This is a genomic window from Sphingobacterium sp. GVS05A, assembly GCF_019969845.1.
Taxonomy (GTDB): domain Bacteria; phylum Bacteroidota; class Bacteroidia; order Sphingobacteriales; family Sphingobacteriaceae; genus Sphingobacterium.
In genome coordinates this window covers 124,360-148,821 of sequence record NZ_JAHXYR010000009.1, presented here as the reverse complement: position 1 = coordinate 148,821, position 24,462 = coordinate 124,360, and the positions used below count along the sequence as shown (strand labels likewise).

Sequence of the window (24,462 nt, the reverse complement as noted above, 5' to 3'; positions counted from 1 at the left end):
ATAAACTGAACCTAGCAAGCTCATTGATCCCCTAATAAAAAAATACGAATCAATAAAAAACAAACAATTCAGAAAAAAATTGAAGATAATTTAAAAGTGGATAACCGAAAAATACTAGACAAATAAGACCTACGTCATTTAGAGTATAGTTGCCTGAACGAGATAAGGAAGAATCTCCTTTTGAAAAGAAATGAAATTTTTACGCACATCGGCATCTGAAACAGCTGTAAAAGCAAAAGAGAATACAATGCTCTTACTTGATTTGATCAGAAATGTCAGTTTTTCCTCACTGATCGCCTCATTAATCTTTTCATTCTGAATAAATGTGCTTAAAAGCAAAAATTCCAAATCCTCAGATAGTGTTTTTAGATATTCCTGTGCATTGGCAGACTCACGAATAAATTCCCAGCCAATCAACTCATTACATGCGGTATAGGTTAGTCGGCTGACACGAAGAATAGTGGACGCCAAAAAAGAGGCCATATCATCCTCATATCTTGTCGTCTTTAAGATTTCCAACAAACTCGCCCGCAGATAATCCATCAAGATAGCATGCAAAATCATCTCCTTACTATCAAAATACTTATAAACAGTCGCTTTAGCAATCTTAGCTTTTTTCGCTAAGGTGTTTACACTGGTTTTATGATAACCATTTTGACGAAAGAGTTCTCGTGCGGTTCTTTTTATGGATTCAATGATATGATCTGGTTCCATATTCTTCAGATAAGACTACCACACATCACACTATTTCCAATTCCTAAACAGAACAAGATGCGCTTTAAGAGTGGCAATAGTGTGATGGTTTCAATAGTCTTTATTAGCATTGATTTATATTAGTTCAGTCTCAAATTGAGATAAGAAACGTGTATCATTTTCAGAGAAAAGTCGCAAATCTTTGATCACATATTTAAGGTTTGTAATCCTTTCGATACCCATACCGAAGGCAAAACCTGAATACTTTTTACTGTCGATACCGCAATTCTCAAGTACATTCGGATCTACCATTCCACAACCTAAAATCTCTACCCAACCTGAATATTTACAAAGATTACATCCTGCACCTTTACAGATCGTACAAGAAATATCCATCTCCGCAGAAGGTTCTGTAAAAGGGAAATAAGAAGGACGGAAACGCACTTTAGTTCCCTCGCCATACATTTCTTGAACAAAATGATATAAAGTCTGCTTCAAATCAGCAAACGAAACATTTTCATCCACATATAATCCTTCTACCTGATGAAAGAAACAATGTGCGCGAGCAGAAATTGCTTCGTTCCGATACACACGTCCAGGCATAATCGCACGGAAAGGCGGTTTACCAGCTTCCATAAGGCGAACCTGAACAGAAGATGTATGCGTTCTTAGCGTAATATCGTTACCTTCTTGCTTTTTGATAAAGAATGTATCTTGCATATCACGAGCCGGATGTTCAGGAGGAAAGTTCAACGCGGAGAAATTGTGCCAATCATCTTCAATCTCTGGCCCCTCAGAAACGATAAAGCCCAGCTTTTTAAAGATCTCAACGATTTCCTTACGTACCAATGAGATCGGATGTCTAGACCCCAATTGAAATCCATTACCAGGCAACGTAAGATCACCTTCCATTTGTTGGGATTTCTGTTTCTCACCGGAACCAAATTTCTCTTGTGCTTCCTTGAATGTATTTTCTGCCAACTGCTTAAATTCATTCAGTACTTTCCCCAAAGTACGTTTTTCCTCAGGAGTAACTGTTTTGAATTCGTCAAAAAGATTTTTCACGATCCCTTTGGAAACCAAAAACTTCAATCTGAAATTTTCTACATCGGCTGAAGAAGATGGCACAAACGCCTTAATTTCTTCAGTATACTGCGTAATTTTATCTTGCAACATAATTACGACAAACATAGCCAAAATTTCCGCCAAAAAGAAATTTTCGCGATCTCTCAACTCGTGTCAAAAGCGCTCCTGTAAAGAAAATCAGCATTTACGAATCGATGGGACAAAGGTCTTTGTAATCAACTCTTTGAGCCTACACAAATGGTTCGATTCTTTTTTATTGTGATTAAAAGGAATTAGAAATATGTCAAAAATCAAAAAGAGCAGATTTTTCATCTGCTCTTTTGCCCATAACTATATTTAATATAAAATGATAATCTTCTAATATTCAAAGCTACCTTTAAGTTCGATTAAAATGGAAGCGGATTATCTTCCTGATCATTTTCGGTAAAATCAACTTCGATTTCTTTATCCTCAGCTTTCTGCGCCGGTGTACTTGCAACATTCCCCGTGTTAGCAGCTCCAGTAGGTTCAAAATCCGATTTCCGTCCCAAAAGGGTAAAAGTCTCTGCAACTACTTCAGTAGCATAGCGTCTGATCCCCTCTTTATCTTCGTAGGTACGTGTACGTAATCGACCTTCGATATAGACCAATTTGCCTTTAGTAAGGTATTTTACTGCCACATCCGCCAAACCGCGCCACATGACGATATTGTGCCATTCGGTTTGTTCTACTCGTTTTCCGTCCTTGTTATACGTTTCTGAAGTTGCCAATGGGAAACTGGCAACGGAGACATTGCCTTCTAAATATCTAATTTCGGGATCTTTTCCAAGATGTCCCACTAAAATAACTTTGTTAACTCCTGACATAATTTAAAAGCATAAATGGTTAAAAATTGGATCTTTCCAAAAAGGTAAAGATCAACTTGTGTTTAGCTAATTTATCTAAATCTTTTAAAAATACATAATCCCAATTGGATTTTTTTTGATTTAGACCGCCCTCTAACCGCACTTCAAAGAATGTCGCATAAATATTCTGATGGCTCAGAATATGTTTAATTTGTTTTTGTAGAAGTTTGATCTCCGCCTTATCCCCAAAATAATGGACAAATTGTTCATCTCCAAGGAGCTCGAATATACTTAATGTTCGATCAGACTCGATCAGGGGAAACTCGTATAAATTCTGCCAGACATCGCCTTCTCCGCGTTTTGACATCAAAATTTGCGCTTCGTCTTTAAGGATAAAATAATTAAAGTACCGTTCTCTGCTTGCTTTGCCTTTAAGTTTAATTGGCAATCGATCGACCTCTCCCTGTAGCAAAGCGTAACAAGATGTATTAAACATACAAGTAATACACAAAGGTTGCTTCGGCTTACAATGAATAGCCCCAAAATCCATAATGGCCTGATTGTATAATGCCGGATGGTCCTGATCCAAATTTTCCTGAGCGATAGCCGTAAAAATTTTCTTTCCCTCAGTAGAATTAATCGCTGTGTCTATGCCATAATATCTTGACAGCACACGGAACACATTCCCATCCAGTACTGCCTGAGCCTCATTATTGGCAAAGGATGAAATTGCGGCAGCGGTATATTCACCTATACCGGGAAGCTTTAGCAAGGTCTTATAGTCTACGGGAAAAATGCCGTTATATTCATCACGGACGATTCGTGCGGCCTTATGCATATTTCGTCCCCTTGAATAATAACCTAGTCCCTGCCAAAGGTGTAAAATATCATCTTCCTCTGCGTTAGCAAAGTCAACGACTGTCTCAAACCGTTCCACAAATCGTAAATAGTAAGGCAGCCCTTGTTCTACTCGAGTCTGTTGCAGGATAATCTCAGAGAGCCAAATTTTATAGGCATCTCTTGTTTCCCGCCATGGTAAATCACGCTTATGCTGTTGATACCATCCCTGCAATTCCGCACCAAATGTCATAACAACAAAAATGCACAATTTTTCAGCATTTTCAAGCAGCGTACAAACAAAGATCGGTTCCCGCTATCAAATCAAAACCTAAAACAAGTGTTCGAATACTCACCTCTTATTTTTTCGCATTGCGAAGCGACGTAATCTGTTCATCCGGTTCCAAAATGGCATTTTCCAAGGAAATGGAACCATTATATTTTTCTTTTAATGCCTGATACAAGCGTCCGTCATAGGAGACAGCAAAGCGCCCATCAGCTTTCAGATACACGGGCAAATGACGATTGCCTACATCAAAACAGAATTCCCCGACCACAGAAAGATCTTGACTGTCAAGCAATACACAAAGACAAGGTAAGATATTGACCTGTATAAACAGATCTTCGCTATGATAAATACATTGCCCCGACTGTAAAGCCGTGCTGTCATCCCGTTGTATCTTTACCGTATTGCCCTTACGCGTTTTGCGATGGATAACACGTTTATTCACTTCAAAGTAGGAAAGATCCAAAATATCCGATTCACGATTGAATTTAACATGCTCAAAATTGGGAATGGACTCAATGAGGATTTCGGAAGGCTCTTTCGATTTACGCATATTTCAGTCCTTCCTCCGTTTTACTCTTGTTTACCCTCTTTTTCCGCGGGCTGGCTGTACTTTTCTTTTTAGCGACAACAGATTCGGTCAAAACCGATTCTGCAACAACCGCTTCTGCCACAACTGGTAAAGGCTCAGCCCCCTCATTTTCGATAACTTCAACTTCTTTTGACTCCGACAGTTTATGCATGGTAAAGTCCCAGCACAATTGCCCCAACATTTGCAGAAAATCATAGAGCAATTCACCATCAGAACCCAGCGCTCGTAAAATAACGACATCTGATGATGCCTGGGTAAATCCATAAGAGATGTCATTATATTCTACGGTCAATATTTCATCAAGCTCGTTCTTTAATTCCTGCGCAAAAAGAGCGGAGAATATAAAGGTCGCTTGATGGGTGTAACCTTCAAAGAAGAGCATCTTCTGAATGGGCTGCTTTTTGGGTTGCAACAGCTGATTATCAATAAAGGCCAGTTTTCCTGATCTGAAAATCTTAGTCTGTGTATGCAAACGATCAAATTCAAATGCTTCTTTCATATAGATCCGCCCGACACTGATAATATCACCCCACATCAAAACTGCATCTTCTGCCAAATGAATATGATTGGTCGCCTTGAATATGGAGTCTTTAAAAGGCGTGACCGGATGCGGAATGTAATGCAATATCCCCCCTGAGGCAACCTGCACATCTGTATGCTGGCCGGCACCAGTTTTCATCGGGTGCAATTTATTGAAAGACTGCGTAAACAGCTTTAATTGGGCCTCTTCCTTTACATGGATATCAATATGAAGATGATCTGTATCCATAATACCGGGTGATGCACTCATGATAATCATTTCCAGATGGTCGGTTAGATTCGCTGCTCCATAATGCGTCAATTTATAAGGCGCATTATGGTAGCTTTCTTTCAGTCTGCTTCTACCGTCCTCTTTGGCTACATTTAATACTATCTTACTATCCATATCCTATTGTTTTTAGCCTACTTGTTCTAATAAAGCGTATTCCTTGATCCATTTCTTTACATCTTCCAACCCTTCTAATGTCATCAGATTCGTAAAAATAAAAGGACGTTCTCCGCGCATGCGCAATGTATCGCGGCGCATGACCTCCAAATCTGCATGTACATAGGGCGCCAAATCAATTTTATTGATCAATAGCAAATCTGAGCGTGTGATACCAGGGCCACCTTTACGCGGCATTTTTTCTCCTTCGGCAACATCAAGAACAAAGATGGTTAAATCCGCTAAATCTGGGCTGAATGTTGCTGTCAGGTTATCCCCGCCACTTTCAACAAAAATAAGCTCCACATCCTCAAAACGATTGGCCAATTCTTCTACGGCTTCAATATTCATCGATGCGTCCTCGCGGATCGCGGTATGTGGGCATCCACCAGTCTCTACACCAATGATACGTTCTGCTGGTAGGGCCGAATTTTGCTGTAGATACATCGCATCTTCACGTGTGTAAATATCATTTGTAACAACACAGATGCTATAATCTGCGGACATCGAACGTGTCAATCGTTCGATCAAAGCAGTCTTGCCCGATCCTACAGGTCCGGCAACACCAATTTTTACATAATTTCTTTTTGACGTCTTTTTCATCTTTATTTATTTTTTCGATCGATTAGATGAAGTTTATGATGCTTAAAATTTACCTTGCTCTATCAGATAAAATAAATTTTAAGTATAGCAGTAATCTTGCTTTTACGATATATAGATACGTGTATACAACTTTTCATGTTGCATACAACGGATATCTTGTGCGATACAACAATTACCGATTAAATCCTCTTCCAACGCTGGTTGCGCGATAACCAACTTATTGATTAATGGCTGCAACTTAAACAGAATCTGTTGTGCATCCATTTGACTAATAGGGACCAGTTTCGCGCAGTTGGTCATAATACCATTGAGTGAATTGTAATAAAAAGCACTCAATGCATCTGAATAACTAATCCCTTGCGCATGTGCAAACATGGCAAATGCCATCGCGTAATGCCCATGCAATTCTTGTGTATTTATTGCTTTTAAATAAGCTGAACAACGTTTAACCGGCTGCAATTTTTCAGTCAGCTTCAAGAAGCGTATTCCTAATTTTTTACTTGCATCCCGAATTTCATAAGGCGCTTTAAAGGCCGTGATCAAGGCATCTAATTCTGCTACCTTCTTCTTTGTTGCCTTTGTTTCGCATAATTGCCAAGTCTTATGAAAAAAGGCCGCATCGTTGTAATAGAAGCTATGTTCCAATAAAGTCTGTGCGTACTCTTTGGCAGTTTTCGAGTCCTGTACAAGACCTTTGGTTATATAGGTTTCCAATCCATAGGAATGTGTGAACCCTCCAATCGGAAAAACGGAATCATTGATCTGCATCAATGTCAACAATGGATTCATATGTAAATTATTTGTTTTTTAATGGTCATATGGAATATCCAGGTTACTTTGTTCTATCACTCCTGCTAGCAATCGCCTGATCATACTTTGTGATCATTAGATTTATGTAGCTACAATATGGATATTTCATATTATATCTCCTTTGCTAGTGTGATTTTATTTTGCACTACAGCATACTGATGTATGCGCAATGTATGCGTGCGTTCGATTACCCGTGACTCTTTCGTTGGTGTAAATCCCGCCCGCAGTAATTGTTCCCACAGCGGATTTTCGTAAGCCGCTATGATTTCATGATCTTTGTTGATAAAAACAGGGATATGCTTATTGCCTATTTCTAAACATATTCTTGCCATATCCAATACATTTTTTGGTCGTACAACCAAACAAGGACAGGGCAATATTCGGACAACGATACGGAGCTCCTCTGTTTCAAACAGAATATCACCATCAAACAAGGAGTCTTCACCCAGATTCTTAAATCCGATCTCTCGGCCCCGAACGGTAAATCCCCGAATGACACGTCGCTCGGTATCAAACCATTCAAGCTCTAAAAAATCAAGTTCCGTAGCATCCTGCTCCCTGCCATCCGCCCAAATATTGCCTTTAATGTCTCTTGCTAAAATCATATATTCTGAATTAGAACAGGAAGTAACGTTGTGCCATTGGAAGCTCTTTTAATGGCTCACAAGTAGCTAAAACACCATCTACTGTTACTTCATACGTTTCTGGATTGACCACGATATTTGGTGTGGCATGATTATGTACCATATCCTTTTTCATCACTGTACGACAGCCTTCTACTGGCAAACATTTACGTGATAAATTCAATTTTTGGATATTTCCATTCTCTAAAGATATTTTTGAAACGAAGTTGAAACACAATTTTGATACTGCTTTACCATAGTTTCCGAACATCGGTCTGTAGATGATAGGCTGTGGTGTAGGGATAGAAGCATTCGCATCGCCCATTTTCGCACCTAGGATCATACCACCTTTGATAATCAGCTCTGGTTTCACACCAAACAACTCTGGCTTCCACAAGATCAAATCGGCATATTTACCTGTCTCAATAGACCCGATATATTTATCAATACCATGCGCTTTTGCAGGGTTGATTGTAAATTTAGACACATAACGTTTTACACGGAAGTTGTCATTATCTTTACCCTTATCCTCAGCCAAAGGACCACGTTGTATCTTCATTTTATGTGCCGTCTGGAATGTACGCGAGATAACCTCACCCACACGTCCCATTGCCTGGCTATCCGAACTCATAATAGAGAATACACCCATATCTTGAAGAATATCTTCAGCAGCGATCGTTTGTGGACGGATACGTGAATCTGCAAAGGCAACATCTTCTTTCACATTTTTATCCAAGTGATGGCAGACCATCAACATATCAAGATGCTCTTCTGCGGTATTTACTGTAAACGGTTTTGTCGGGTTGGTCGATGCAGGGAGAATGTTTGGATACATCGCAATTTTGATGATATCAGGTGCGTGCCCACCACCAGCTCCTTCTGTATGGAACGTGTGGATAACACGTCCGTCGATTGCAGCAACGGTATCTTCTAAGAAACCAGCTTCATTCAATGTATCCGTGTGTATAGCTACTTGTACATCGTATTTATCAGCAACTTTTAACGCTGCATCGATAGTCGCAGGCGTAGCACCCCAGTCTTCATGGATTTTCACCCCTAATGCACCAGCTTCAATTTGCTCTTCGATCGGTTTGGTTGTCGAAACGTTACCTTTACCGAAGAAACCAACGTTGATCGGTAGGTTTTCAAACGCTTCAAACATACGCTCGATATACCATTTGCCCGAAGTGACCGTTGTTGCCAATGTACCATCTGCTGGACCGGCACCACCGCCGATAAATGTAGTTACACCTGAGTATAATGCAGTTTCGATCTGTTGTGGTGATATAAAGTGAATGTGGGTATCAATACCACCGGCAGTAAGGATATAACCAGCGCCACCATGCACTTCTGTAGAAGCTCCGATAATCATACCTTCGGTTACACCATCCTGCACGTCAGGGTTACCCGCTTTTCCGATTCCAACAATTTTACCATCCTTGATACCGATATCAGCTTTCACAATACCCCAGTGGTCAATAATGATTACATTGGTAATACAGAAGTCTAAAACACCCTCATCGCGCAGGGCTCGGGCAGATTGCCCCATCCCATCACGGATCGTCTTACCACCACCGAATTTATTTTCTTCGCCATATACGTTGAAATCTTTTTCAATTTCAATAAACAACTCCGTATCAGCTAAACGCACCTTATCACCCGTTGTCGGGCCAAAAAGAGCAGCATATTTTTCTCTAGGGATGTAAAGTTCCCCATCAATATATTTAACAGATGATTTGTCTAAACCTAGTTTATCTAAACCAAGCGCATGTAGACCAACGGTAGATCCCAATGTCGTGAGTCCTACCACCTTAATCCATTCGCGTCTATTCCATCCTCCCATTCTATATTATTTAGATTGTCTGAATTTTAATTTTTTCATTTTCTCAACAGCTTTTGATTTGACATTTTGGTCAGTATACTTCCCATTTGTCAATCCATTGAAACCGTGAATTTCTTTGCTTCCTCCAAATTCAACCAGTACAACAGACTTCTGTTCACCTGGTTCAAACCGTACCGCTGTACTTGCAGGAATATTCAAGCGCATACCAAATGCTTTTTCGCGGTCAAACGAAAGCAATTTGTTCGCTTCAAAAAAATGATAGTGTGAACCTACCTGAATCGGTCTATCGCCTTCATTTTTTACAACAAGGCTAGTGGTTCTACGCCCCACGTTAGCTTTGATTTCTTCTTTTTTTAAAATGTATTCTCCTGGAATCATATGATTAAGATTTATTAACGAATAGGATCATGAACTGTTACCAACTTGGTACCGTCCGGAAAAGTAACCTCAATCTGCACATCATGGATCATCTCAGGGACACCTTCCATCACTTGGCTTCTTTTCAATAAGGTCGTACCATAAGACATTAAGTCCGCAACAGACCGACCATCTCTTGCTTCCTCCATAATCTGAGCACTGATATAGGCAATACATTCAGGGTAATTTAGTTTCACCCCGCGCTTTAGTCGCTTTGCTGCCAATTCTCCTGCTAAATGCAATAGCAGCTTTTCTGTTTCTCTTGGTGTTAAACGCATAAAAAATAATTATTTGTTATTTTGTTAAAGGAATTATTACAAGACCGGAATTGTAAAATATGCTCCAAAGGCAACACGGTTATATTGACTTTTACCCATATCCATATGTCCCTTGTAGTTTACTGTATTACCTACATAACCAAGGTAGAATCGCAAATCCTGATTATGAAAAGGCTTATGTTGTAGGGTAGCAAAGTAGGTCCAGTTTTGACGGAAATTTTTGCCAACTTGATCGTCATCTCTTGATCCGGCAGTCTCATAACCACCTTTCAGAGCTACCTCCCATTTTTCACTTAAAAACTGATCATACCGTACAATTGCCGAAGCGTAATTGACATCCTTTGCCAAAACACGTCCTGTTCCCGTACGTCCATAAAAGTCATTGATCGCCGATGATGCAATCAAGGCATGGTCAACACCTAAATAAGAATATTGCAGGTCTAAATAGACCATTTGCTTCGGCGTTTTAAACTTGTTTGCCAAAGAGATGGAATGATTGGTATGCCCCTTCGCAAACTGAGAGATATTATAGGACCATTTCGTATTGATTTTTTTATCCATAAAGGCTCCTACCCAAGTAAAGTAAGCACCCATTGGCACATCAGATCGCTCCAGATCACCTACTGCAAAACCATTTTTGGTATGCACATCCATAAAACTATCGTTTGTCGTATTATAAACTTGTGCATGTAAGGAATGATTAGGGTTAACTTCATAGGACAATGTTCCCCCGACCACAAATAAATTCAGAATACGGTCAACATAATCCGTGAATTTATACTCGTAAATAGGATTATTTTCAAACTCGTAGCTACCCACGATAGCACTCTGCTTACCCGCTGTGACGGACCATTTCAGATCCTTTCCAAACTTATATTTGATATAGGCCATATCCAATGCCCTTGATCCATTGTCCTGGCTGGTTGGTGCGAATGATCTATTCAGACGAAAACGTACTTTATAGGAAAGCTGATCATTGTCATCACCGGTCATCAAGATACGGGCATCGTCCAGATTTGCTTTTGCCTGACCGGAGCCATCGCTGTTATCAGCCTGCAGACCTGCACGCAGCAAAACATCCAATTGAAATGATTTTGCCCTAGCTGGTTCCTTTGACAATAGACTACTTCTGGATAATAAGCTATTTCTTTCTGCTGGAATGGAATCTGTTGGAGCCTGTTCCTGCGCCTCTAATGCCGCAATGCCCAAACCCAACGTTGTAATAAGTGAAAGTGTTTTTTTCATCCGTTTAAACCGTTTTTTATTCGTGATGAAGCTATCAGATTTATTCCTTTATAGGTTTGAATAAATCATGATGGTTTCATATGATATACCTATCTCTGGTACAAGTATATCGCGGCAAATTAAAAATGGGATAAGGATGAGATTAAAATGAGATTAGAAAGCAATTTTAGGCAGCGTGACAACAACCTGGGTACCTTGGCCTTCTGCAGAATACAGATGGAGCTCAGCACCATGAAGATCAAAGATATTCTTGGCTAAAACAAGCCCTAGGCCATTTCCATAGATATCCCCGACATTGGATGCGCGATAAAAGGAAGTAAAAATATGGGGCTGATCTTTCTGCGGAATTCCGATCCCTTTATCAAATACTTTAATTGTAATATTTCGGTCATCACAGCTAATAGCGACCTGAACCTGCTCACCATTGCCATATTTATACGCATTGGAGATAATATTGCTAAATGCGATATAGAACAGATCGGGATTAGCAAATACAGTTAACTCATCGCTATCCTCAGGGATTTGAGTAAGGTCAAAAGACAACCTAAAATCTTTATGAATGCTTCGTTCAGCCTTATAAATTTCATAGAGCAATTCGTCAATGCGAATGAGCACCTTATTATCTACCTCTCCTTTAAAGCCCATACGGGATAATTGAAGGAGATTATTAATAATGAGTTCCATCTTATCCGCATACTTGGCAATCGTCTCCAATGAATAGTAGGCTTCGTGTTCTTTTGGGATTAGATTTCGTGCAAGTTCGGCCTCACCACCAATAATTGTTAGCGGTGTCTTTAATGAATGGGATGCATTTCCGATAAAACTCTGTTGCGACTGTACAGAAATATCCAAACGACTGAGCATCGAGTTGAGGTTAGCAATTAATACCCCTAACTCATCTTTAGCATTGCTAAATTTACTGGATAGTCTATAGTCCAGATTGGCAATATCCACTTTCCCCAAATCACTGTTGATATCTTTTATAGGCTTTAGTAGTCTATCTGCAAAATAAAATGACATGAGGATAATCAATAGAATTGCTAAGAATCCACCTGTAATTAAGGTACGGTCTAATTGACGTTGTTCATCATGGCCATACTCATCTATACCTTCGGATACGACTATAAGGTTATCATGATGGAGATTGTCATTAAAGAATACCGCAACAAATGCAGTCTTGTTATGCATATATCTGCCTTTGCCATTCTTAATAACTTCTTTATAAAAGCTCATGGGCATGGGTAGATTGGGTTTAAACCGAATACTGTCGCTACCTTTCACCACCCGTAGCAAATGGTCTGTCCCTTCGGACAGCTGCTTGAGGTATTTGCGTTTTACCTGAATATATAATTCTTTGTTTTCTTCTTTTTGATGGACTATATGATCTCCAACGATAACTGCATTTTCTTCTAAACGGTGAAAAAACTTAGTCTGCAAACTATCGTAGGTAAAATAAGAAACATAGAGGGCAAAGACAACAAGCAAAAGCGTGCTGATGATTGAAAATAAGAGTACAATCTTGGTCCTAATTTTCATGACGGATGACATAGCCCATACCAATAACTGTATGGATCAGTTTACGGGCAAATTGCTTGTCAATTTTTTTACGTAAATAGTTGACATAGACATCCACCACATTGGTACTTAGATCGACATCCATACCCCATACTTCCTCTAGGATGTCTATTCGTGTCAATACCTTATTACGATTGAGCATTAAGAATTCCAATAAGCGGAATTCGGTGGCTGTAAGTATGATCGGAGATTCCCCGCGTTGAACAGATTTGCTATCCCGATCCAATTGCAGGTCATCAAATGTCAAGACGTTCTTTTGTTCAGTCACTGTTTTGGACTTGCGGCTATAGCGATTTATACGAGCCTTTAGTTCCTCCAAGCGAAACGGTTTGGTCAGGTAATCATCCGCATCACGTTCAAAAGCTTCCACAATATCTTCGGTTTGGTTCAGTGCAGTAAGGATAATAATCGGGACTTCATTATTGGACATCCGGATGTTTTTACATACATCAAGACCATTCATCCCCGGCAACATCACATCCAGCAAAATGAGATCATAATGATTTAATCCGGCCATTTTCAAACCAGTATAGCCATCCATTGCAATGCTAATGTTATAGCCTTCTTCCTTTAGCCCTCTTTCTATTAAGGATATGACCGACGGTTCGTCTTCTATAAGCAGTAGTTCCACAGATATTGTTTTAAAAAGTAAACTTAAGGTTTGTAAAATACAAAAATATCGCCGCTCGTCTTACCTAAGCAGCTGAATGCCCTGAAATTCAAAAATTCTTGACTTTTATATGATATTTTTGTGATGATAAAAACGCACTTATTATTTTCCGGCCTGTTATCATCACCTATATTTTACAATATGGCATTTGAATACAATAATATCAAAATTTCTGCATGATTTTTCCCAATCGGCAAAAGATTATTTCACAAACCGACCAAATTTCAATACTTTCGTATTCTAATTTGTATTTCCAATGAAACATTTTTTCCTTTGCATAGCCTTTTTCACGTTAGTTTTTGTTAAAACCAGTTCAGCTCAACAAAAGGTCTTTAAAATAACCTATCAGTTTGCAGACCCCGAAACAGGCACAGATACATTAGCTTCTGAATTTATCAAAATTTTGGCCGAAAACGGAGAGGCATTGATGCACGCCTATATTTGTAAAGATCAAATGCGTGTAGAGACTTTGCTGTTTGGAAAATCCATACAGATTAGCAACATCAAAGACGAGACTTCTTATCTGATCGACGAAAATAGCAAAACATATACTTCAACGGATCTTGCTTCCGGTAAACTTATTGAAACATCAGCGGGTGGAGATTACGCTTACTCAAGTGATTTTGAAATGAGCTTAATTCCGAATGAAAAGAAAGTTATCGCAGGATTGTCCTGCAAAAAAGCAACATTTAATCTGGCAGGCAGTAAAGATAAACAAACAGAAATCACGGTCTGGTATGCGGAAAATTTACCAAAATTATATTGGGGAACCTACGATTATCTAGAAAAGGTACCCGGAGCAGCGCTATCTATCGGTGCCGAAGGTTTAGGAATCCAAGCGACGAAAGTTGAAGAAGTTCCTTACGATACGGCATTATTCGAAATTCCAGAAGGTTATGAAGAAGGAGAAGCAGAAGAAACTGCGACCGACTCTGCTCTAAATGATCATTTATCTTGGTATCAAGATCCCAATACTGAATTTTTTGGCGTACAGGATAGCTTAGGCAATAAACTCACGCCAGCAAAATATGCTTCCATATATGCGTACGTAGGTGATTATGCTATCGTCACCGATGCAGCTCAGATGTTTGGCCTGATTGACTTACAGGGAAAAGAAGTTATCCCTTGTCAATACGAATCGTTAAGTTTAGATACGGAAGGTGCACCATTAGTATTTATGAAAGATCAGAAGTATGGTCTGTTGGATAACAGCGGTAAACTATTGCTTGCTGCAAAATATGACTTCATCTCCGTCCCAAGTTTGAGCCATGCCTTATATAACGAAGGAGACTTGACTGGTGTACTCGATCTAAAAGGGAACATATTGATTCCTGCGAAATACGAAACTATTTCGGAGTATCGCGACAATCTAGCACTGATTGTCGAAAATCTAACCTATCAGTTAGTTGACAAATCCGGCAAAAATTTGTTACCTACAGGTCAGGAATATTTATCTTTTGCTGGCGAGAAATTATTATTGGTTTTTAAAGACAACAAATATGGATATCTCGACTACAGTGGCAAAGTGACCATTCCTTTTAAATTCCAAAATGCACAACCCTTTGAAAATGGATTAGCCTTGGTCAGCGAAGACCTTGAGAATTTTTACTATATTAATGCAAAAGGAAAGTTTATAAAAAAGTATGAAGAGTAATCCACAAACATTCTATCTTTCAACATTGCATCGCGGGAAATACATGTTTATTCTATTGACCTCGATTCTATTGATAGGGATAGGGATGTCGAAAGTTCCGATTCAAGAAATTTATAAGATAATCATCGCTCTTTTGATGGTTCCCCTTGCACTGTATTTGGCGATCAAGTGTTCTACGCTGGATTCAACATGGCGGTTGGATGCAGATACACTCACCGTCAGCAATTCAAAAAAAACAGTTGAATTCCCCTTGAACAACATTTCGCATATTCGAAATCTCAGACGCTCCGGCGGCAATTTGATTATTATAAACCAAAACAAAGGTTCCGCTTTTCGTACCTGGCGTAATAAGTTATTTCAGAAAGAGGATGACCTGCCCCTATTGACCCAAGCGCTCAAAGAGGCTAATATTGAGTATTACGATATGTAATAGCGTACATTCCACGGTAACATTTGTTACCGTTTTTTGTAATAGCGGTATGTACCTTTGTCATATAACTTAAGAACAAGCTATGTTATTGGAATACATCAAACAACCATGGCCTTGGTATATTTCGGGGCCTTTAATTGCATTAGTCATGTACTTATTGCTAAAACAAGGAAAAGATTTCGGTATGTCGAATAATCTGCGGACGATGTGTACGATATTAGGTGCCGGTAAATCATCCTCTTTTTTTCGCTTCGACTGGAAGACGCAATCCTGGAATCTTCTTGTGGTACTAGGGACCGCCATTGGAGGATTCATTGCCCATTACTTTTTAAGCGACGGCTCTGCTGCGCAAATCAATGCAAAAAGTGTCGCTGATTTAAAGGAACTAGGCATAATAGATCAACTACAGGGCTATCTTCCCGAATCTATCTTTATTTTTAATGGCTCTTGGTTTCAGTTTTTAATACTGAGCATTAGCGGACTATTGATTGGCTTCGGGACAAGATATGCCGGAGGTTGCTCTTCCGGACACGCCATCTCAGGACTCAGCAATTTCCAGCTTCCCTCTTTAATCGCTGTCATTGGCTTTTTTATAGGTGGCATCATGATGGTTCACTTCTTATTTCCTTTAATCTTCGCATAAATGAAAGCAGTAAAATTTATATTGATTGGGATCTTATTTGGGATCATTTTATACAAATCAGAAGCAGCTTCATGGTATCGCATTTATGAGATGTTTCAGTTCCGTTCTTTCCATATGTATGGCATGATCGGTACAGCACTCGCAACAGCGATTATTATTGTACAAATTATCAAACGGAAACAGATTAAAGACAGCAATGGCATGCAGATCGCATTTCAGGCGAAAGACAAAAGCATCACACGCTATCTCGTCGGTGGCACTATTTTCGGGCTGGGCTGGGCATTGTCAGGAGCCTGTCCGGGACCTATGTTTGCATTGATCGGCTCAGGCTATTTGACATTGGGCATTGTACTGATCTTCGCCATCCTAGGGACATGGATCTATGGTTTACTTAGACACAAGCTGCCTCATTAAGCCGAGAATAGACAATCATGAGTCTGTGGGTATAACAATAGCATTTGATTTAGCAAGCATGGAATTACTATTTATAATTGGCTTTTTATTGGCGATATTGGTTGGGCTATCAATGGGTTTGATGGGGAGTGGCGGCAGTATTTTAACACTACCGATCTTCGTGTACCTATTTCATATTGAGCCCCAATATGCACTTGATTATTCGCTGTTCTCCATCGGAATACTGGCCATAATCGGCTCAATTAAACCTCTGACCAGAGGCGAAATAGATCTAAAGACCACAGCATTCTTTTTGGTTCCGTCTTTACTGTCGGTCTACTTGACCAAGCGCCACCTGTTGACCGCCATACCAACGCAATTTCATCTTGCAGAAATAGCGGTCTCCAGAAATCACGTTATTATGCTGCTATTTTCGATTGTTATACTGATTTCCGCACTGGCAATGATCCGCAGAAGGAAACAGGTCGAAATACCAGCTGTCACGATGCATATTGGTCAAGTCCTCAAAATAATTATCGCGGGTCTGCTGGTCGGTGCCATGACAGGACTTGTCGGTGCCGGAGGGGGTTTTATTATTGTACCCTCGTTGGTGCTCCTTTTGGGAATTCCATTAAAACAGGCTATCGCAACATCGCTATTCATCATTGGGTTAAATGCCTCCTTTGGTCTGGTAGCAAACTACCAACTCTTGAACCACATGAATTGGCCGATATTACTTACTTTTACGTTAATCACTTTAATAGGCCTTCAGATTGGTTCCAAATGGAAAGACAAATTGGAGGTGGTACGACTACAGGGGATCTTTGGTTATTTCCTGATCAGTATCGGTATCCTAATTTTTACTTTCGAAATCATTCAATTTGTAAATCACTAAAAATCATATATTATGTTTTTTCAACACATTTTTGAGTCATCTTTAGCACATTCAAGTTATTTAATTGGCTGTCAGGCCAAGGGTGTTGCCATGGTAATTGACCCCAAAAGAGATGTCGACACTTACTTAGAGATTGCAGCAAAAAACAATTTAAAAATTACACATATTGCCGAAACACATATCCATGCTGATTATCTCTCTGGAACATTGGAATTAGCCGAACTAACAGGCGCCCAATGTTACCTTTCCGACGAAGGAGGCGAGGATTGGCAATATGAATTTCCCCATATCGGATTAAAAGACGGTGATCAGATCCATCTTGGAAATCTAATTTTTAAGGTGCTCCATACTCCTGGACATACGCCTGAGAGTCTTAGTTTTGTTTTAATTGATACGCCAGCAACAATGGATCCGGTGATGATATTTACAGGTGATTTTGTATTTGTTGGAGATATTGGCCGTCCAGATCTTTTGGAGAATGCCGCTGGCCTCATTGGTACCAAGGAAGTTGGTGCACAGCAGATGTTTAAGTCTTTACAGCATTTTTTGACTTTACCAGATTATATCCAGGTGTGGCCTGCCCATGGCGCTGGATCAGCATGTGGTAAAGCATTGGGTGCTGTACCTAGCTCAACCGTTGGTTATGAACGGATACGCAACTGGGCGTTTCAATATCAAAATAATGAAAGTGATTTTGTTGCGGAACTTTTAGAAGGACAGCCTGAGCCGCCGCGCTATTTTGCCATGATGAAGAAACTCAACAAAATCATGCGTCCGCTACAGACAAGCGTACCTCAGTATCCCAAGCTTTCGATGGAAGAGTTTACCAGACTGTATCAGTCAGGTACCACCGTCATCGATACACGACATAAATTTGATTTTGCGAAAGGTTATCTTCCCAACAGCATCAACATACAACATAATCGGACATTCAACACCTGGGCCGGCTGGATATTGGATTACACAAAACCATTTATTCTTATCATAGATGAAAACGAACAGGACGAAATTGCACGTAAATTAATGCGCATAGGTCTTGACAATGTTGTCGGCTATATTACAGTCGAAGCCATTCCACAATTGGGAATTCCTTTGGAGCAACAACAGCTTATCGGATTTCAGGAAATGAATGATGTCCTTGACAATCCCAACGTTCAGATTCTGGATGTCAGGAATACAGCCGAATTTACGGCAGGACATCTACCACATGCCACACATCTCTTTGTTGGAACAATTGAAGACAATCTAGACAAAATTGATCGCACAAAAGAATTATACCTGCATTGTCAATCTGGAGACCGGGCGACAATTGCAGCTTCGATCTTAGCTAAAAATGGAATTAAAGACATCAAAATATATAGTGCGTCCATCAATGACTGGAAAGCAAAAGGTGGTCTATTAGTTAAATAGCCTGTTGAATAAAATAGCTCCAGAAATAAATCCTGGAGCTATTTTATTTTCACATAATCTCAGTCATTCAGCTGCTTCTATAAGCTATTCCTGTTAATTCGAAGGAATTCAATAACCTCATCTTTCTTTTCCTCCATCTTCCCTTTCTTCTCCACGAATTGATGATTATAGATGGTCAGGTATTGATGGTCATCGGTATCCGATTCGTACACTTCTGCCGTTGCAAAAGAAAAATGCTCTTCTTCATCGGAAAGATGATCGTAGACATAGGCAAAATCATGATTGGCCAATGTGTTCGCCATAGCATCTTTGTCCTCAACAAACTTTAATCGCCCCGGTAAAATCCGTTTGTTCATCCAGATCTCGTCTTTCTCTGAAAAAGGATAAATGGTAATACCCCGGAAAGCCATAATAATAGGTGTAATCAGAATGATTGCCATTTCAATTCCCCATACGGCCCAAAGCATCCCTCCTGACACAGTTGATTTCTTCAAGCTAAATGTACCAACCTCATTTAAGCCCTGTAATGCCTCCCAGATAAAAGAGGGGTGCATAAAAAATGCTTTAAAGCCTTCTAGGCTAAAAGAAGATTTCACCCAGGTGTCTCCACCCATGGTACCTTCAGCATTATACATCAACGAAACAAACAGAGCCCACTGTGCATAAAAACCAACTATAGCAACGATCAGTGTGATGATAATCGCAACACCTTTGTTCCTGAGCTTCCATTGTTTGAAACAAAAATTAAGCAGATAAAACAGTCCTGCTCCAAATCCAAGTGTGATAAAGACATTGAAATAGACAATCGGAATAAACCACTGTAAGGCGATATAGACAATTGCCAAAATAATTGACCCTACAATACCCAACACAAGCGAGCCGATTAATGCGAAAGCAGGCACCTTCCCCGAAGGCTTATAATACAGATTTTCCATAAATTTATTTGTAATATTTAGTAACTCATCAGATAAATTTTCTAACCAAAACCAAGCCAATTATTAATAATCAAATCACTTTTCGTCAAGATTTGATGACATTTAGTACGATTGGGCTGATTAATCGGCATTTCTTGAGACAATTTTGTAAGTTTGGAACATGAAAATCAAAATATTGTCCTTTCTAGCACTTATATGTGTCATAAATATTGGAGGACAGGAAGTAAAGGCCCAGAGAAAAGGATTCTGGCAGCAGAAGGTTGACTATACAATGGACGTCAACGTGGATGAAAAAGCTTATCAATATGATGGAAAAATGGCTTTGAAATATAGCAACAATTCAGGCCAATCCTTAAAAAAAGTTTATTTTCATTTATATTTTAACGCATTCCAACCAGGATCAATGATGGATTACCGGTTGAAAAACATCAGCGATCCAGATAAACGGATGGTATCAAATATTGGCACCAAAGAAAAACCAATATTACAAAGCCGTATCGAAACGTTACAACCCAATCAGATCGGCTACCAAAAAATCAAAAGCCTCAGCGTGAATGGGGTCAATACAAGCTATAAGATAGATGGTACCATACTAGAAGTCACCCTACCCACTGCGATCCAAGATGGAGAAACAGCTAATTTTAATATAGAATGGACTGCACAGGTACCTGAACAGATCCGGAGGTCAGGCCGCAATTCGGCAGAAGGCGTAGCGCTTTCTATGGCACAATGGTATCCGAAGATGGCTCAGTTTGATGAATTCGGCTGGCATCTCGACGAATATATAGGTCGTGAGTTTATAGCCCCTTTCGGCAACTTTGACGTCACTATACACCTCAACAAGAATTATGTTGTCGGTGCATCAGGTGTTCTTCAAAATCCAGATGAGGTAAAAGGCTATCAGGCAAAAGCGAAAGTAAAAGCCAGCAATGGTAAGGCTACATGGCATTACAAAGCCCAAAATATTCACGATTTCGTTTGGGCTGCAGACCCCAAATTTATTGTAGACTCGGCTGCTAGCAAAAATGGAATCAAAGTTTATACAGTTTACCTTCCTACTGACAAAGAGGTCATTTCAAATTGGAAGACAGCCCTGGGCCTATCAACCGAATTTTTCGATTTCTGCAGTGCTAAGTTTGGCACTTATCCTTGGCCAACCTACACCATCATCCAAGGCGGCGACGGCGGTATGGAATATGGAACAGCGACATTGATTACCGGTGGCCGTAATCTGAAAAGCCTTGTTGGTGTAATTTTTCACGAATCTGCTCACTCCTGGTATCAACATTTATTTGGAATCAATGAAACCGTAGATGAGTGGTTTGATGAAGGATTTACTTCCTATGTGGAAGAATTGGCCATGCAGCATCTCTTCGAAAAAAGAGGAGCCATTGCATCCAATCCTCTTATCGATGCTTATCGGGCTTATTATAAACTTGCACTTTCGGGCAAGGAAGAGCCGATGAGCCTGCTTGCGGATTATTACAATACGAATTATGGGTATAGTAATGAGGCTTACAATAAGGGTGCTGTGCTAGCGGAGCAATTAGGCTACATTATCGGTCAGGAAAATCTAGAGAAAACCTTTTTGAAATTCTACGACATCTGGAAATTCAAACATCCTACACCTAATGATTTCAAACGTGTTGCAGAGGATGTATCCGGAATAAACCTGAAGTGGTATTTCAATTTGTTCATCAATACGACACGCCAAATTGATTATGCAATTGGCCATGTAACTGATTCAGAAATTCAACTGCTCAATAAATCAAACTTTGCGATGCCACTCGATATACTTGTAGAATATCAAGATGGAAGCAAAGAACTATTTTACATTCCTTTACGTGAAATGCGCGGTGAAAAACCGGAGGAAAATTTTGAGATCTACAAGGGTATAAAACGCACAGTACTGAAGGATTGGTTCTGGACAAACCCTGAATATAAAATTTCAGTCAATAAGGCACCAAAAAGAATCACAATAGATCCATCGCTTCGGCTTGCGGATGTGGAATCGGCGAACAATAGCCTCACACGCTAATTCAAATGCTGAAAAAATAAGCATCTATAAACAGATTGCTGTTCCTTTGATGAAATCATAAAAATCATAAAGAGCTGTATCATACTAAAAATTTGATACAGCTCTTTTATTATACCTTCAAAGGAATGACCATATTCCAGGTCCGTTCAAACTGATAAGACTCCGCCCCATCTCCTGTAGCCGCAAAAAGATGTGTCGGTTTCCCATTTTCAAATAGTAGAAATGGCCGTTCAAAATTGGCTTGATGGCTGACAGAACCATCATTCCAACGGATCGTCTTGGAATAGGCTTTAACTGCTTTTGACAGATGCCAATCAATTCCATCTTTCGAATACGCATAGATACCGCCGCCCTCTTCCCCACAGATTTTGCCATAGCGGTCTTTCATAATCAATTCAAAATGCCGACCATTATGCCATACGAAAGGATCTTCCACATCATTTTCATGATTTTGATCGCTATGGAAAGAAAAAATAGGTTTATTAGACAAACGAAGATATGGCCCCAAGAACGAATCTGCTTGCGCCGCCCCCAATAGCAAAGGGGGATTATAATTCACAGGTGATGATTTATAGATCAAATATACCTTTCCGTCTGGCAAAACTACCGGAGAAGGATTGGATGTTATGGAAGTATCCCACTCCCCTAGCCTCGGATTCAAAATCGGTTGATCGACGCGCTTCCAAGGACCTGATATCGACTTTGAATAAGCCATTCCAATACGTTTATGCATCCAAGCCTTCTGTCCCAACCCCGATTCCCAAACATTCTCGGAAAAACTAGGATTGGGCTCCTCATAATTGTTTCCAAAATAATAAAGCACATAATAGTCACCATTTTTAACAATCCGAGGATTGTGGGTTGTACAACCATCAAAATACCTTTTCCCACGGGCAGGCAATACCACTTCGACAAATTCATAAGGCCCCTCCGGTGTATCAGCAATCGCTCGCACGACTTCGGAATTGGTAACCCAATTACCAAAGCCATATTTTTTGCTCCAACGTGATGCAAACATATGATATCTACCATCTTCGCCCTTAATCACTGAAGGATCCCATATCCAATAATCTCTCATCGCAAATCCGCCTCCCTTTGGTGCTGGGAGCAACTTATCGACAAATGCTTCTTCATACCGATTATTCACCGCAAACCCTTGCTGTGAAAGCAGTAGCATACTCGATGCACCAATGACATTTTTCAGAAAGTCACGACGGGAAGATATTTTCATAAGATTGGTTTTTTGATTATGTAAAATGAATCTGACCATCAAGATAGAAAATAACTCCTTTGTTGTCAAACTCTTTATCTCCTATTTTTAAAAGACTATTTCTAAAAATAACCCCCATTCAACATTGACGTTACATAACACGGGTTTTGCTTCCCAATAAAAATATCCAAGGATGGTGGAAACGACTCCACAAATGGAAGAAAAAATGTGAATAAACGCCGAAGTTGGACCAGTCTTGGTATATTTGTGCCCATGATTTACATCCATATCCCATTCTGCAAACAGGCTTGCCATTATTGTGATTTCCATTTCAGTACTTCACTGCAATACAAGACCGAAATGGTTAATGCCCTTTTGCGAGAAATCGAACTTAGGTCTCCATATTTGGAAGACAGAAAAGTTGAATCCATTTATTTTGGTGGTGGGACTCCCTCGCTGTTGGAGGCGGACGAAATCTCAAAGATCATTGATGCTGTTGCCAAACAATTTGACATAAGTGATCATGCTGAAATTACGTTGGAAGCTAATCCAGATGATCTTAATGCTGCAAAAGTGAATGCATTAAGATCAACTCCCGTGAATAGGTTCAGTATAGGGGTACAATCTTTTTTTGAGGAAGATCTGAAATGGATGAATCGGGCGCATACCAGACAGGAAGCATCCGCAGCAATCATGCGTGTACAGGATGCAGGATTTGAGAACATCACCTGTGATCTTATTTATGGCTACCCCTTGTTGACGGATGAAAAATGGCGTTACAATATGCAACAACTGATCGATTTTGCAATCCCCCATATCTCTTCTTACTCAATGACTGTGGAAGCCAAAACAGCACTAGATCATTTCATCAAGAAGGGCATGAGTCCAGCCATTGATTCAGATCAGGCGGCCGATCAGATGAATCTGCTGATCGAAACATTGAAAGGTGCGGGTTATGAACAATATGAAATTTCCAATTTTGCTAAAAATGGCTTATATGCACGTCACAATACTAACTATTGGAAAGGCAAACATTACCTAGGTATCGGCCCTTCGGCCCATTCATTCAATGGTCATTCTAGATCGTGGAATATCGCCAATAACGCCAAGTATATCGGCTCCATACAGACCAACCAGCTTCCCTTGGAGATCGAGCATCTATCTGTCCGCGATCAGATCAATGAGTGTATTATGACCTCACTGCGCACCATGTGGGGGCTTGATCTGGAGCAGTTAGAAAAGAATTTTGATTACACCGTTAAAAGCAAAATTATGGAAGATGCCGCACCATTTCTCGAGCAGCAACAATTAATTTTAGACGATAGTAAATTGAGATTAACAGATTCTGGTAAATTAATGGCGGACCATATCATGTCCGAATTATTTATTATTGAAAATTAACAACAAAAAAGTCTGAAAAATTATCAAAACAGCAATAATAAACATATTTTTATTTAAATAATTACGAAAATGAAAATCAAATCGCTTTTTTAGCTCTGTTTATACTA

General features: G+C 39.8%; 24 protein-coding genes and 1 pseudogene. 8 read left to right on the top strand and 17 right to left on the bottom strand.

What is annotated here, in order from left to right:
• Positions 1-138: 138 nt before the first annotated feature.
• From LC454_RS21015 to LC454_RS20945, 15 genes and pseudogenes are all read right to left on the bottom strand, one after another.
• On the bottom strand, positions 139-714 hold the full coding sequence (locus LC454_RS21015; RefSeq protein ID WP_223584387.1) for a TetR/AcrR family transcriptional regulator: 576 nt from the start codon (positions 712-714) through the stop codon (positions 139-141).
• Positions 715-828: 114 nt separating this feature from the next.
• On the bottom strand, positions 829-1,869 hold the full coding sequence (gene pheS, locus LC454_RS21010; protein ID WP_223584381.1) for a phenylalanine--tRNA ligase subunit alpha: 1,041 nt from the start codon (positions 1,867-1,869) through the stop codon (positions 829-831).
• 296 nt (positions 1,870-2,165) lie between these two features.
• Positions 2,166-2,624 carry a single-stranded DNA-binding protein gene (locus LC454_RS21005; protein ID WP_077438209.1) on the bottom strand — a complete coding sequence of 153 codons (459 nt, stop codon included), beginning with the start codon at positions 2,622-2,624 and terminating at the stop codon, positions 2,166-2,168.
• Positions 2,625-2,643: 19 nt separating this feature from the next.
• Complete coding sequence (gene mutY / locus LC454_RS21000; protein ID WP_223584376.1) at positions 2,644-3,693, bottom strand: A/G-specific adenine glycosylase; 1,050 nt, start codon at positions 3,691-3,693, stop codon at positions 2,644-2,646.
• A 106-nt stretch (positions 3,694-3,799) separates the two neighbouring features.
• Positions 3,800-4,279, bottom strand: coding sequence for an urease accessory protein UreE (locus tag LC454_RS20995; protein WP_223584374.1), 480 nt, complete (start codon positions 4,277-4,279; stop codon positions 3,800-3,802).
• Positions 4,272-5,243 (bottom strand): urease accessory protein UreD, encoded by a 972-nt coding sequence (locus LC454_RS20990; protein ID WP_223584372.1) that lies wholly within the window; start codon positions 5,241-5,243, stop codon positions 4,272-4,274. Before LC454_RS20990 ends, LC454_RS20995 begins: the two co-directional genes overlap by 8 nt.
• A 12-nt stretch (positions 5,244-5,255) precedes the next feature.
• On the bottom strand, positions 5,256-5,885 hold the full coding sequence (ureG, locus tag LC454_RS20985; RefSeq protein ID WP_120261827.1) for an urease accessory protein UreG: 630 nt from the start codon (positions 5,883-5,885) through the stop codon (positions 5,256-5,258).
• 102 nt (positions 5,886-5,987) lie between these two features.
• Positions 5,988-6,674: an urease accessory protein UreF gene (locus tag LC454_RS20980; RefSeq protein WP_223584371.1), complete on the bottom strand. Its 687-nt coding sequence runs from the start codon at positions 6,672-6,674 to the stop codon at positions 5,988-5,990.
• 131 nt (positions 6,675-6,805) lie between these two features.
• The gene (locus tag LC454_RS20975) at positions 6,806-7,300 is read right to left on the bottom strand and encodes an urease accessory protein UreE (protein WP_223584369.1); all 495 of its coding nucleotides are present in this window, start codon (positions 7,298-7,300) and stop codon (positions 6,806-6,808) included.
• Positions 7,301-7,310: 10 nt separating this feature from the next.
• Positions 7,311-9,161, bottom strand: a complete 1,851-nt coding sequence (gene ureC / locus LC454_RS20970) for an urease subunit alpha (protein ID WP_223584367.1) — start codon at positions 9,159-9,161, stop codon at positions 7,311-7,313.
• A gap of 81 nt (positions 9,162-9,242) precedes the next feature.
• Positions 9,243-9,539, bottom strand: a pseudogene (gene ureB, locus LC454_RS20965) (urease subunit beta); the annotation flags it as partial.
• Positions 9,540-9,553: 14 nt separating this feature from the next.
• Complete coding sequence (ureA, locus tag LC454_RS20960; RefSeq protein WP_046674789.1) at positions 9,554-9,856, bottom strand: urease subunit gamma; 303 nt, start codon at positions 9,854-9,856, stop codon at positions 9,554-9,556.
• 36 nt (positions 9,857-9,892) lie between these two features.
• Positions 9,893-11,101 (bottom strand): porin, encoded by a 1,209-nt coding sequence (locus LC454_RS20955; RefSeq protein ID WP_223584365.1) that lies wholly within the window; start codon positions 11,099-11,101, stop codon positions 9,893-9,895.
• Positions 11,102-11,254: 153 nt separating this feature from the next.
• Entirely contained in the window at positions 11,255-12,637 is a 1,383-nt protein-coding gene (locus LC454_RS20950; protein WP_223584363.1) for a sensor histidine kinase, read from the bottom strand.
• Complete coding sequence (locus LC454_RS20945; protein WP_077438218.1) at positions 12,627-13,307, bottom strand: response regulator transcription factor; 681 nt, start codon at positions 13,305-13,307, stop codon at positions 12,627-12,629. The genes LC454_RS20950 and LC454_RS20945 overlap by 11 nt, the downstream gene beginning before the upstream one ends.
• 295 nt (positions 13,308-13,602) lie before the next feature.
• Between LC454_RS20945 and LC454_RS20940 the strand changes: the two genes are divergently transcribed.
• The 6 genes from LC454_RS20940 (at position 13,603) to LC454_RS20915 (ending at position 18,771) form a co-directional block, all read left to right on the top strand.
• On the top strand, positions 13,603-15,000 hold the full coding sequence (locus tag LC454_RS20940; protein ID WP_223584362.1) for a WG repeat-containing protein: 1,398 nt from the start codon (positions 13,603-13,605) through the stop codon (positions 14,998-15,000).
• Complete coding sequence (locus tag LC454_RS20935; protein ID WP_223584360.1) at positions 14,990-15,430, top strand: hypothetical protein; 441 nt, start codon at positions 14,990-14,992, stop codon at positions 15,428-15,430. The genes LC454_RS20940 and LC454_RS20935 overlap by 11 nt, the downstream gene beginning before the upstream one ends.
• Positions 15,431-15,512: 82 nt before the next feature.
• Entirely contained in the window at positions 15,513-16,073 is a 561-nt protein-coding gene (locus tag LC454_RS20930; RefSeq protein ID WP_223584358.1) for a YeeE/YedE family protein, read from the top strand.
• A complete protein-coding gene (locus LC454_RS20925; RefSeq protein WP_223584357.1) occupies positions 16,074-16,487 on the top strand; it encodes a DUF6691 family protein in 414 nt (137 codons plus the stop codon).
• A gap of 58 nt (positions 16,488-16,545) precedes the next feature.
• A complete protein-coding gene (locus LC454_RS20920; RefSeq protein ID WP_223584356.1) occupies positions 16,546-17,361 on the top strand; it encodes a sulfite exporter TauE/SafE family protein in 816 nt (271 codons plus the stop codon).
• A 12-nt stretch (positions 17,362-17,373) separates the two neighbouring features.
• Positions 17,374-18,771, top strand: coding sequence for an MBL fold metallo-hydrolase (locus LC454_RS20915; protein ID WP_223584355.1), 1,398 nt, complete (start codon positions 17,374-17,376; stop codon positions 18,769-18,771).
• Positions 18,772-18,848: 77 nt separating this feature from the next.
• On the opposite strand, the gene LC454_RS20910 is transcribed toward LC454_RS20915, so the two are convergent.
• Positions 18,849-19,706: a hypothetical protein gene (locus LC454_RS20910; RefSeq protein WP_077438224.1), complete on the bottom strand. Its 858-nt coding sequence runs from the start codon at positions 19,704-19,706 to the stop codon at positions 18,849-18,851.
• A 160-nt stretch (positions 19,707-19,866) separates the two neighbouring features.
• Between LC454_RS20910 and LC454_RS20905 the strand changes: the two genes are divergently transcribed.
• A complete protein-coding gene (locus LC454_RS20905) occupies positions 19,867-21,744 on the top strand; it encodes a M1 family metallopeptidase (RefSeq protein WP_223584353.1) in 1,878 nt (625 codons plus the stop codon).
• Positions 21,745-21,853: 109 nt separating this feature from the next.
• Here LC454_RS20905 and LC454_RS20900 read toward each other — a convergent pair whose 3' ends face one another.
• On the bottom strand, positions 21,854-22,975 hold the full coding sequence (locus LC454_RS20900) for a glycoside hydrolase family protein (RefSeq protein WP_223584351.1): 1,122 nt from the start codon (positions 22,973-22,975) through the stop codon (positions 21,854-21,856).
• A 207-nt stretch (positions 22,976-23,182) separates the two neighbouring features.
• On the opposite strand from LC454_RS20900, the gene hemW reads away from it, so the two are divergent.
• On the top strand, positions 23,183-24,355 hold the full coding sequence (hemW, locus tag LC454_RS20895; RefSeq protein ID WP_317196277.1) for a radical SAM family heme chaperone HemW: 1,173 nt from the start codon (positions 23,183-23,185) through the stop codon (positions 24,353-24,355).
• Positions 24,356-24,462 lie beyond the last annotated feature (107 nt).

What these genes read in the sequence shown, in the direction of transcription:
- LC454_RS20915 (WP_223584355.1), top strand. Translation starts at nt 17,374, where the DNA reads ATGTTTTTTCAACACATTTTTGAGTCATCTTTAGCACATTCAAGTTAT.
- LC454_RS20995 (WP_223584374.1), bottom strand. Translation starts at nt 4,279, where the DNA reads ATGCGTAAATCGAAAGAGCCTTCCGAAATCCTCATTGAGTCCATTCCC.
- LC454_RS20920 (WP_223584356.1), top strand. Translation starts at nt 16,546, where the DNA reads ATGGAATTACTATTTATAATTGGCTTTTTATTGGCGATATTGGTTGGG.
- LC454_RS20980 (WP_223584371.1), bottom strand. Translation starts at nt 6,674, where the DNA reads ATGAATCCATTGTTGACATTGATGCAGATCAATGATTCCGTTTTTCCG.
- LC454_RS20910 (WP_077438224.1), bottom strand. Translation starts at nt 19,706, where the DNA reads ATGGAAAATCTGTATTATAAGCCTTCGGGGAAGGTGCCTGCTTTCGCA.
- LC454_RS20950 (WP_223584363.1), bottom strand. Translation starts at nt 12,637, where the DNA reads ATGAAAATTAGGACCAAGATTGTACTCTTATTTTCAATCATCAGCACG.
- LC454_RS20990 (WP_223584372.1), bottom strand. Translation starts at nt 5,243, where the DNA reads ATGGATAGTAAGATAGTATTAAATGTAGCCAAAGAGGACGGTAGAAGC.
- ureA (WP_046674789.1), bottom strand. Translation starts at nt 9,856, where the DNA reads ATGCGTTTAACACCAAGAGAAACAGAAAAGCTGCTATTGCATTTAGCA.
- mutY (WP_223584376.1), bottom strand. Translation starts at nt 3,693, where the DNA reads ATGACATTTGGTGCGGAATTGCAGGGATGGTATCAACAGCATAAGCGT.
- LC454_RS20935 (WP_223584360.1), top strand. Translation starts at nt 14,990, where the DNA reads ATGAAGAGTAATCCACAAACATTCTATCTTTCAACATTGCATCGCGGG.
- ureG (WP_120261827.1), bottom strand. Translation starts at nt 5,885, where the DNA reads ATGAAAAAGACGTCAAAAAGAAATTATGTAAAAATTGGTGTTGCCGGA.
- pheS (WP_223584381.1), bottom strand. Translation starts at nt 1,869, where the DNA reads ATGTTGCAAGATAAAATTACGCAGTATACTGAAGAAATTAAGGCGTTT.
- LC454_RS20905 (WP_223584353.1), top strand. Translation starts at nt 19,867, where the DNA reads ATGAAAATCAAAATATTGTCCTTTCTAGCACTTATATGTGTCATAAAT.
- LC454_RS20940 (WP_223584362.1), top strand. Translation starts at nt 13,603, where the DNA reads ATGAAACATTTTTTCCTTTGCATAGCCTTTTTCACGTTAGTTTTTGTT.
- LC454_RS20955 (WP_223584365.1), bottom strand. Translation starts at nt 11,101, where the DNA reads ATGAAAAAAACACTTTCACTTATTACAACGTTGGGTTTGGGCATTGCG.
- LC454_RS20925 (WP_223584357.1), top strand. Translation starts at nt 16,074, where the DNA reads ATGAAAGCAGTAAAATTTATATTGATTGGGATCTTATTTGGGATCATT.
- LC454_RS20930 (WP_223584358.1), top strand. Translation starts at nt 15,513, where the DNA reads ATGTTATTGGAATACATCAAACAACCATGGCCTTGGTATATTTCGGGG.
- LC454_RS21015 (WP_223584387.1), bottom strand. Translation starts at nt 714, where the DNA reads ATGGAACCAGATCATATCATTGAATCCATAAAAAGAACCGCACGAGAA.
- ureC (WP_223584367.1), bottom strand. Translation starts at nt 9,161, where the DNA reads ATGGGAGGATGGAATAGACGCGAATGGATTAAGGTGGTAGGACTCACG.
- LC454_RS20900 (WP_223584351.1), bottom strand. Translation starts at nt 22,975, where the DNA reads ATGAAAATATCTTCCCGTCGTGACTTTCTGAAAAATGTCATTGGTGCA.
- LC454_RS20975 (WP_223584369.1), bottom strand. Translation starts at nt 7,300, where the DNA reads ATGATTTTAGCAAGAGACATTAAAGGCAATATTTGGGCGGATGGCAGG.
- LC454_RS21005 (WP_077438209.1), bottom strand. Translation starts at nt 2,624, where the DNA reads ATGTCAGGAGTTAACAAAGTTATTTTAGTGGGACATCTTGGAAAAGAT.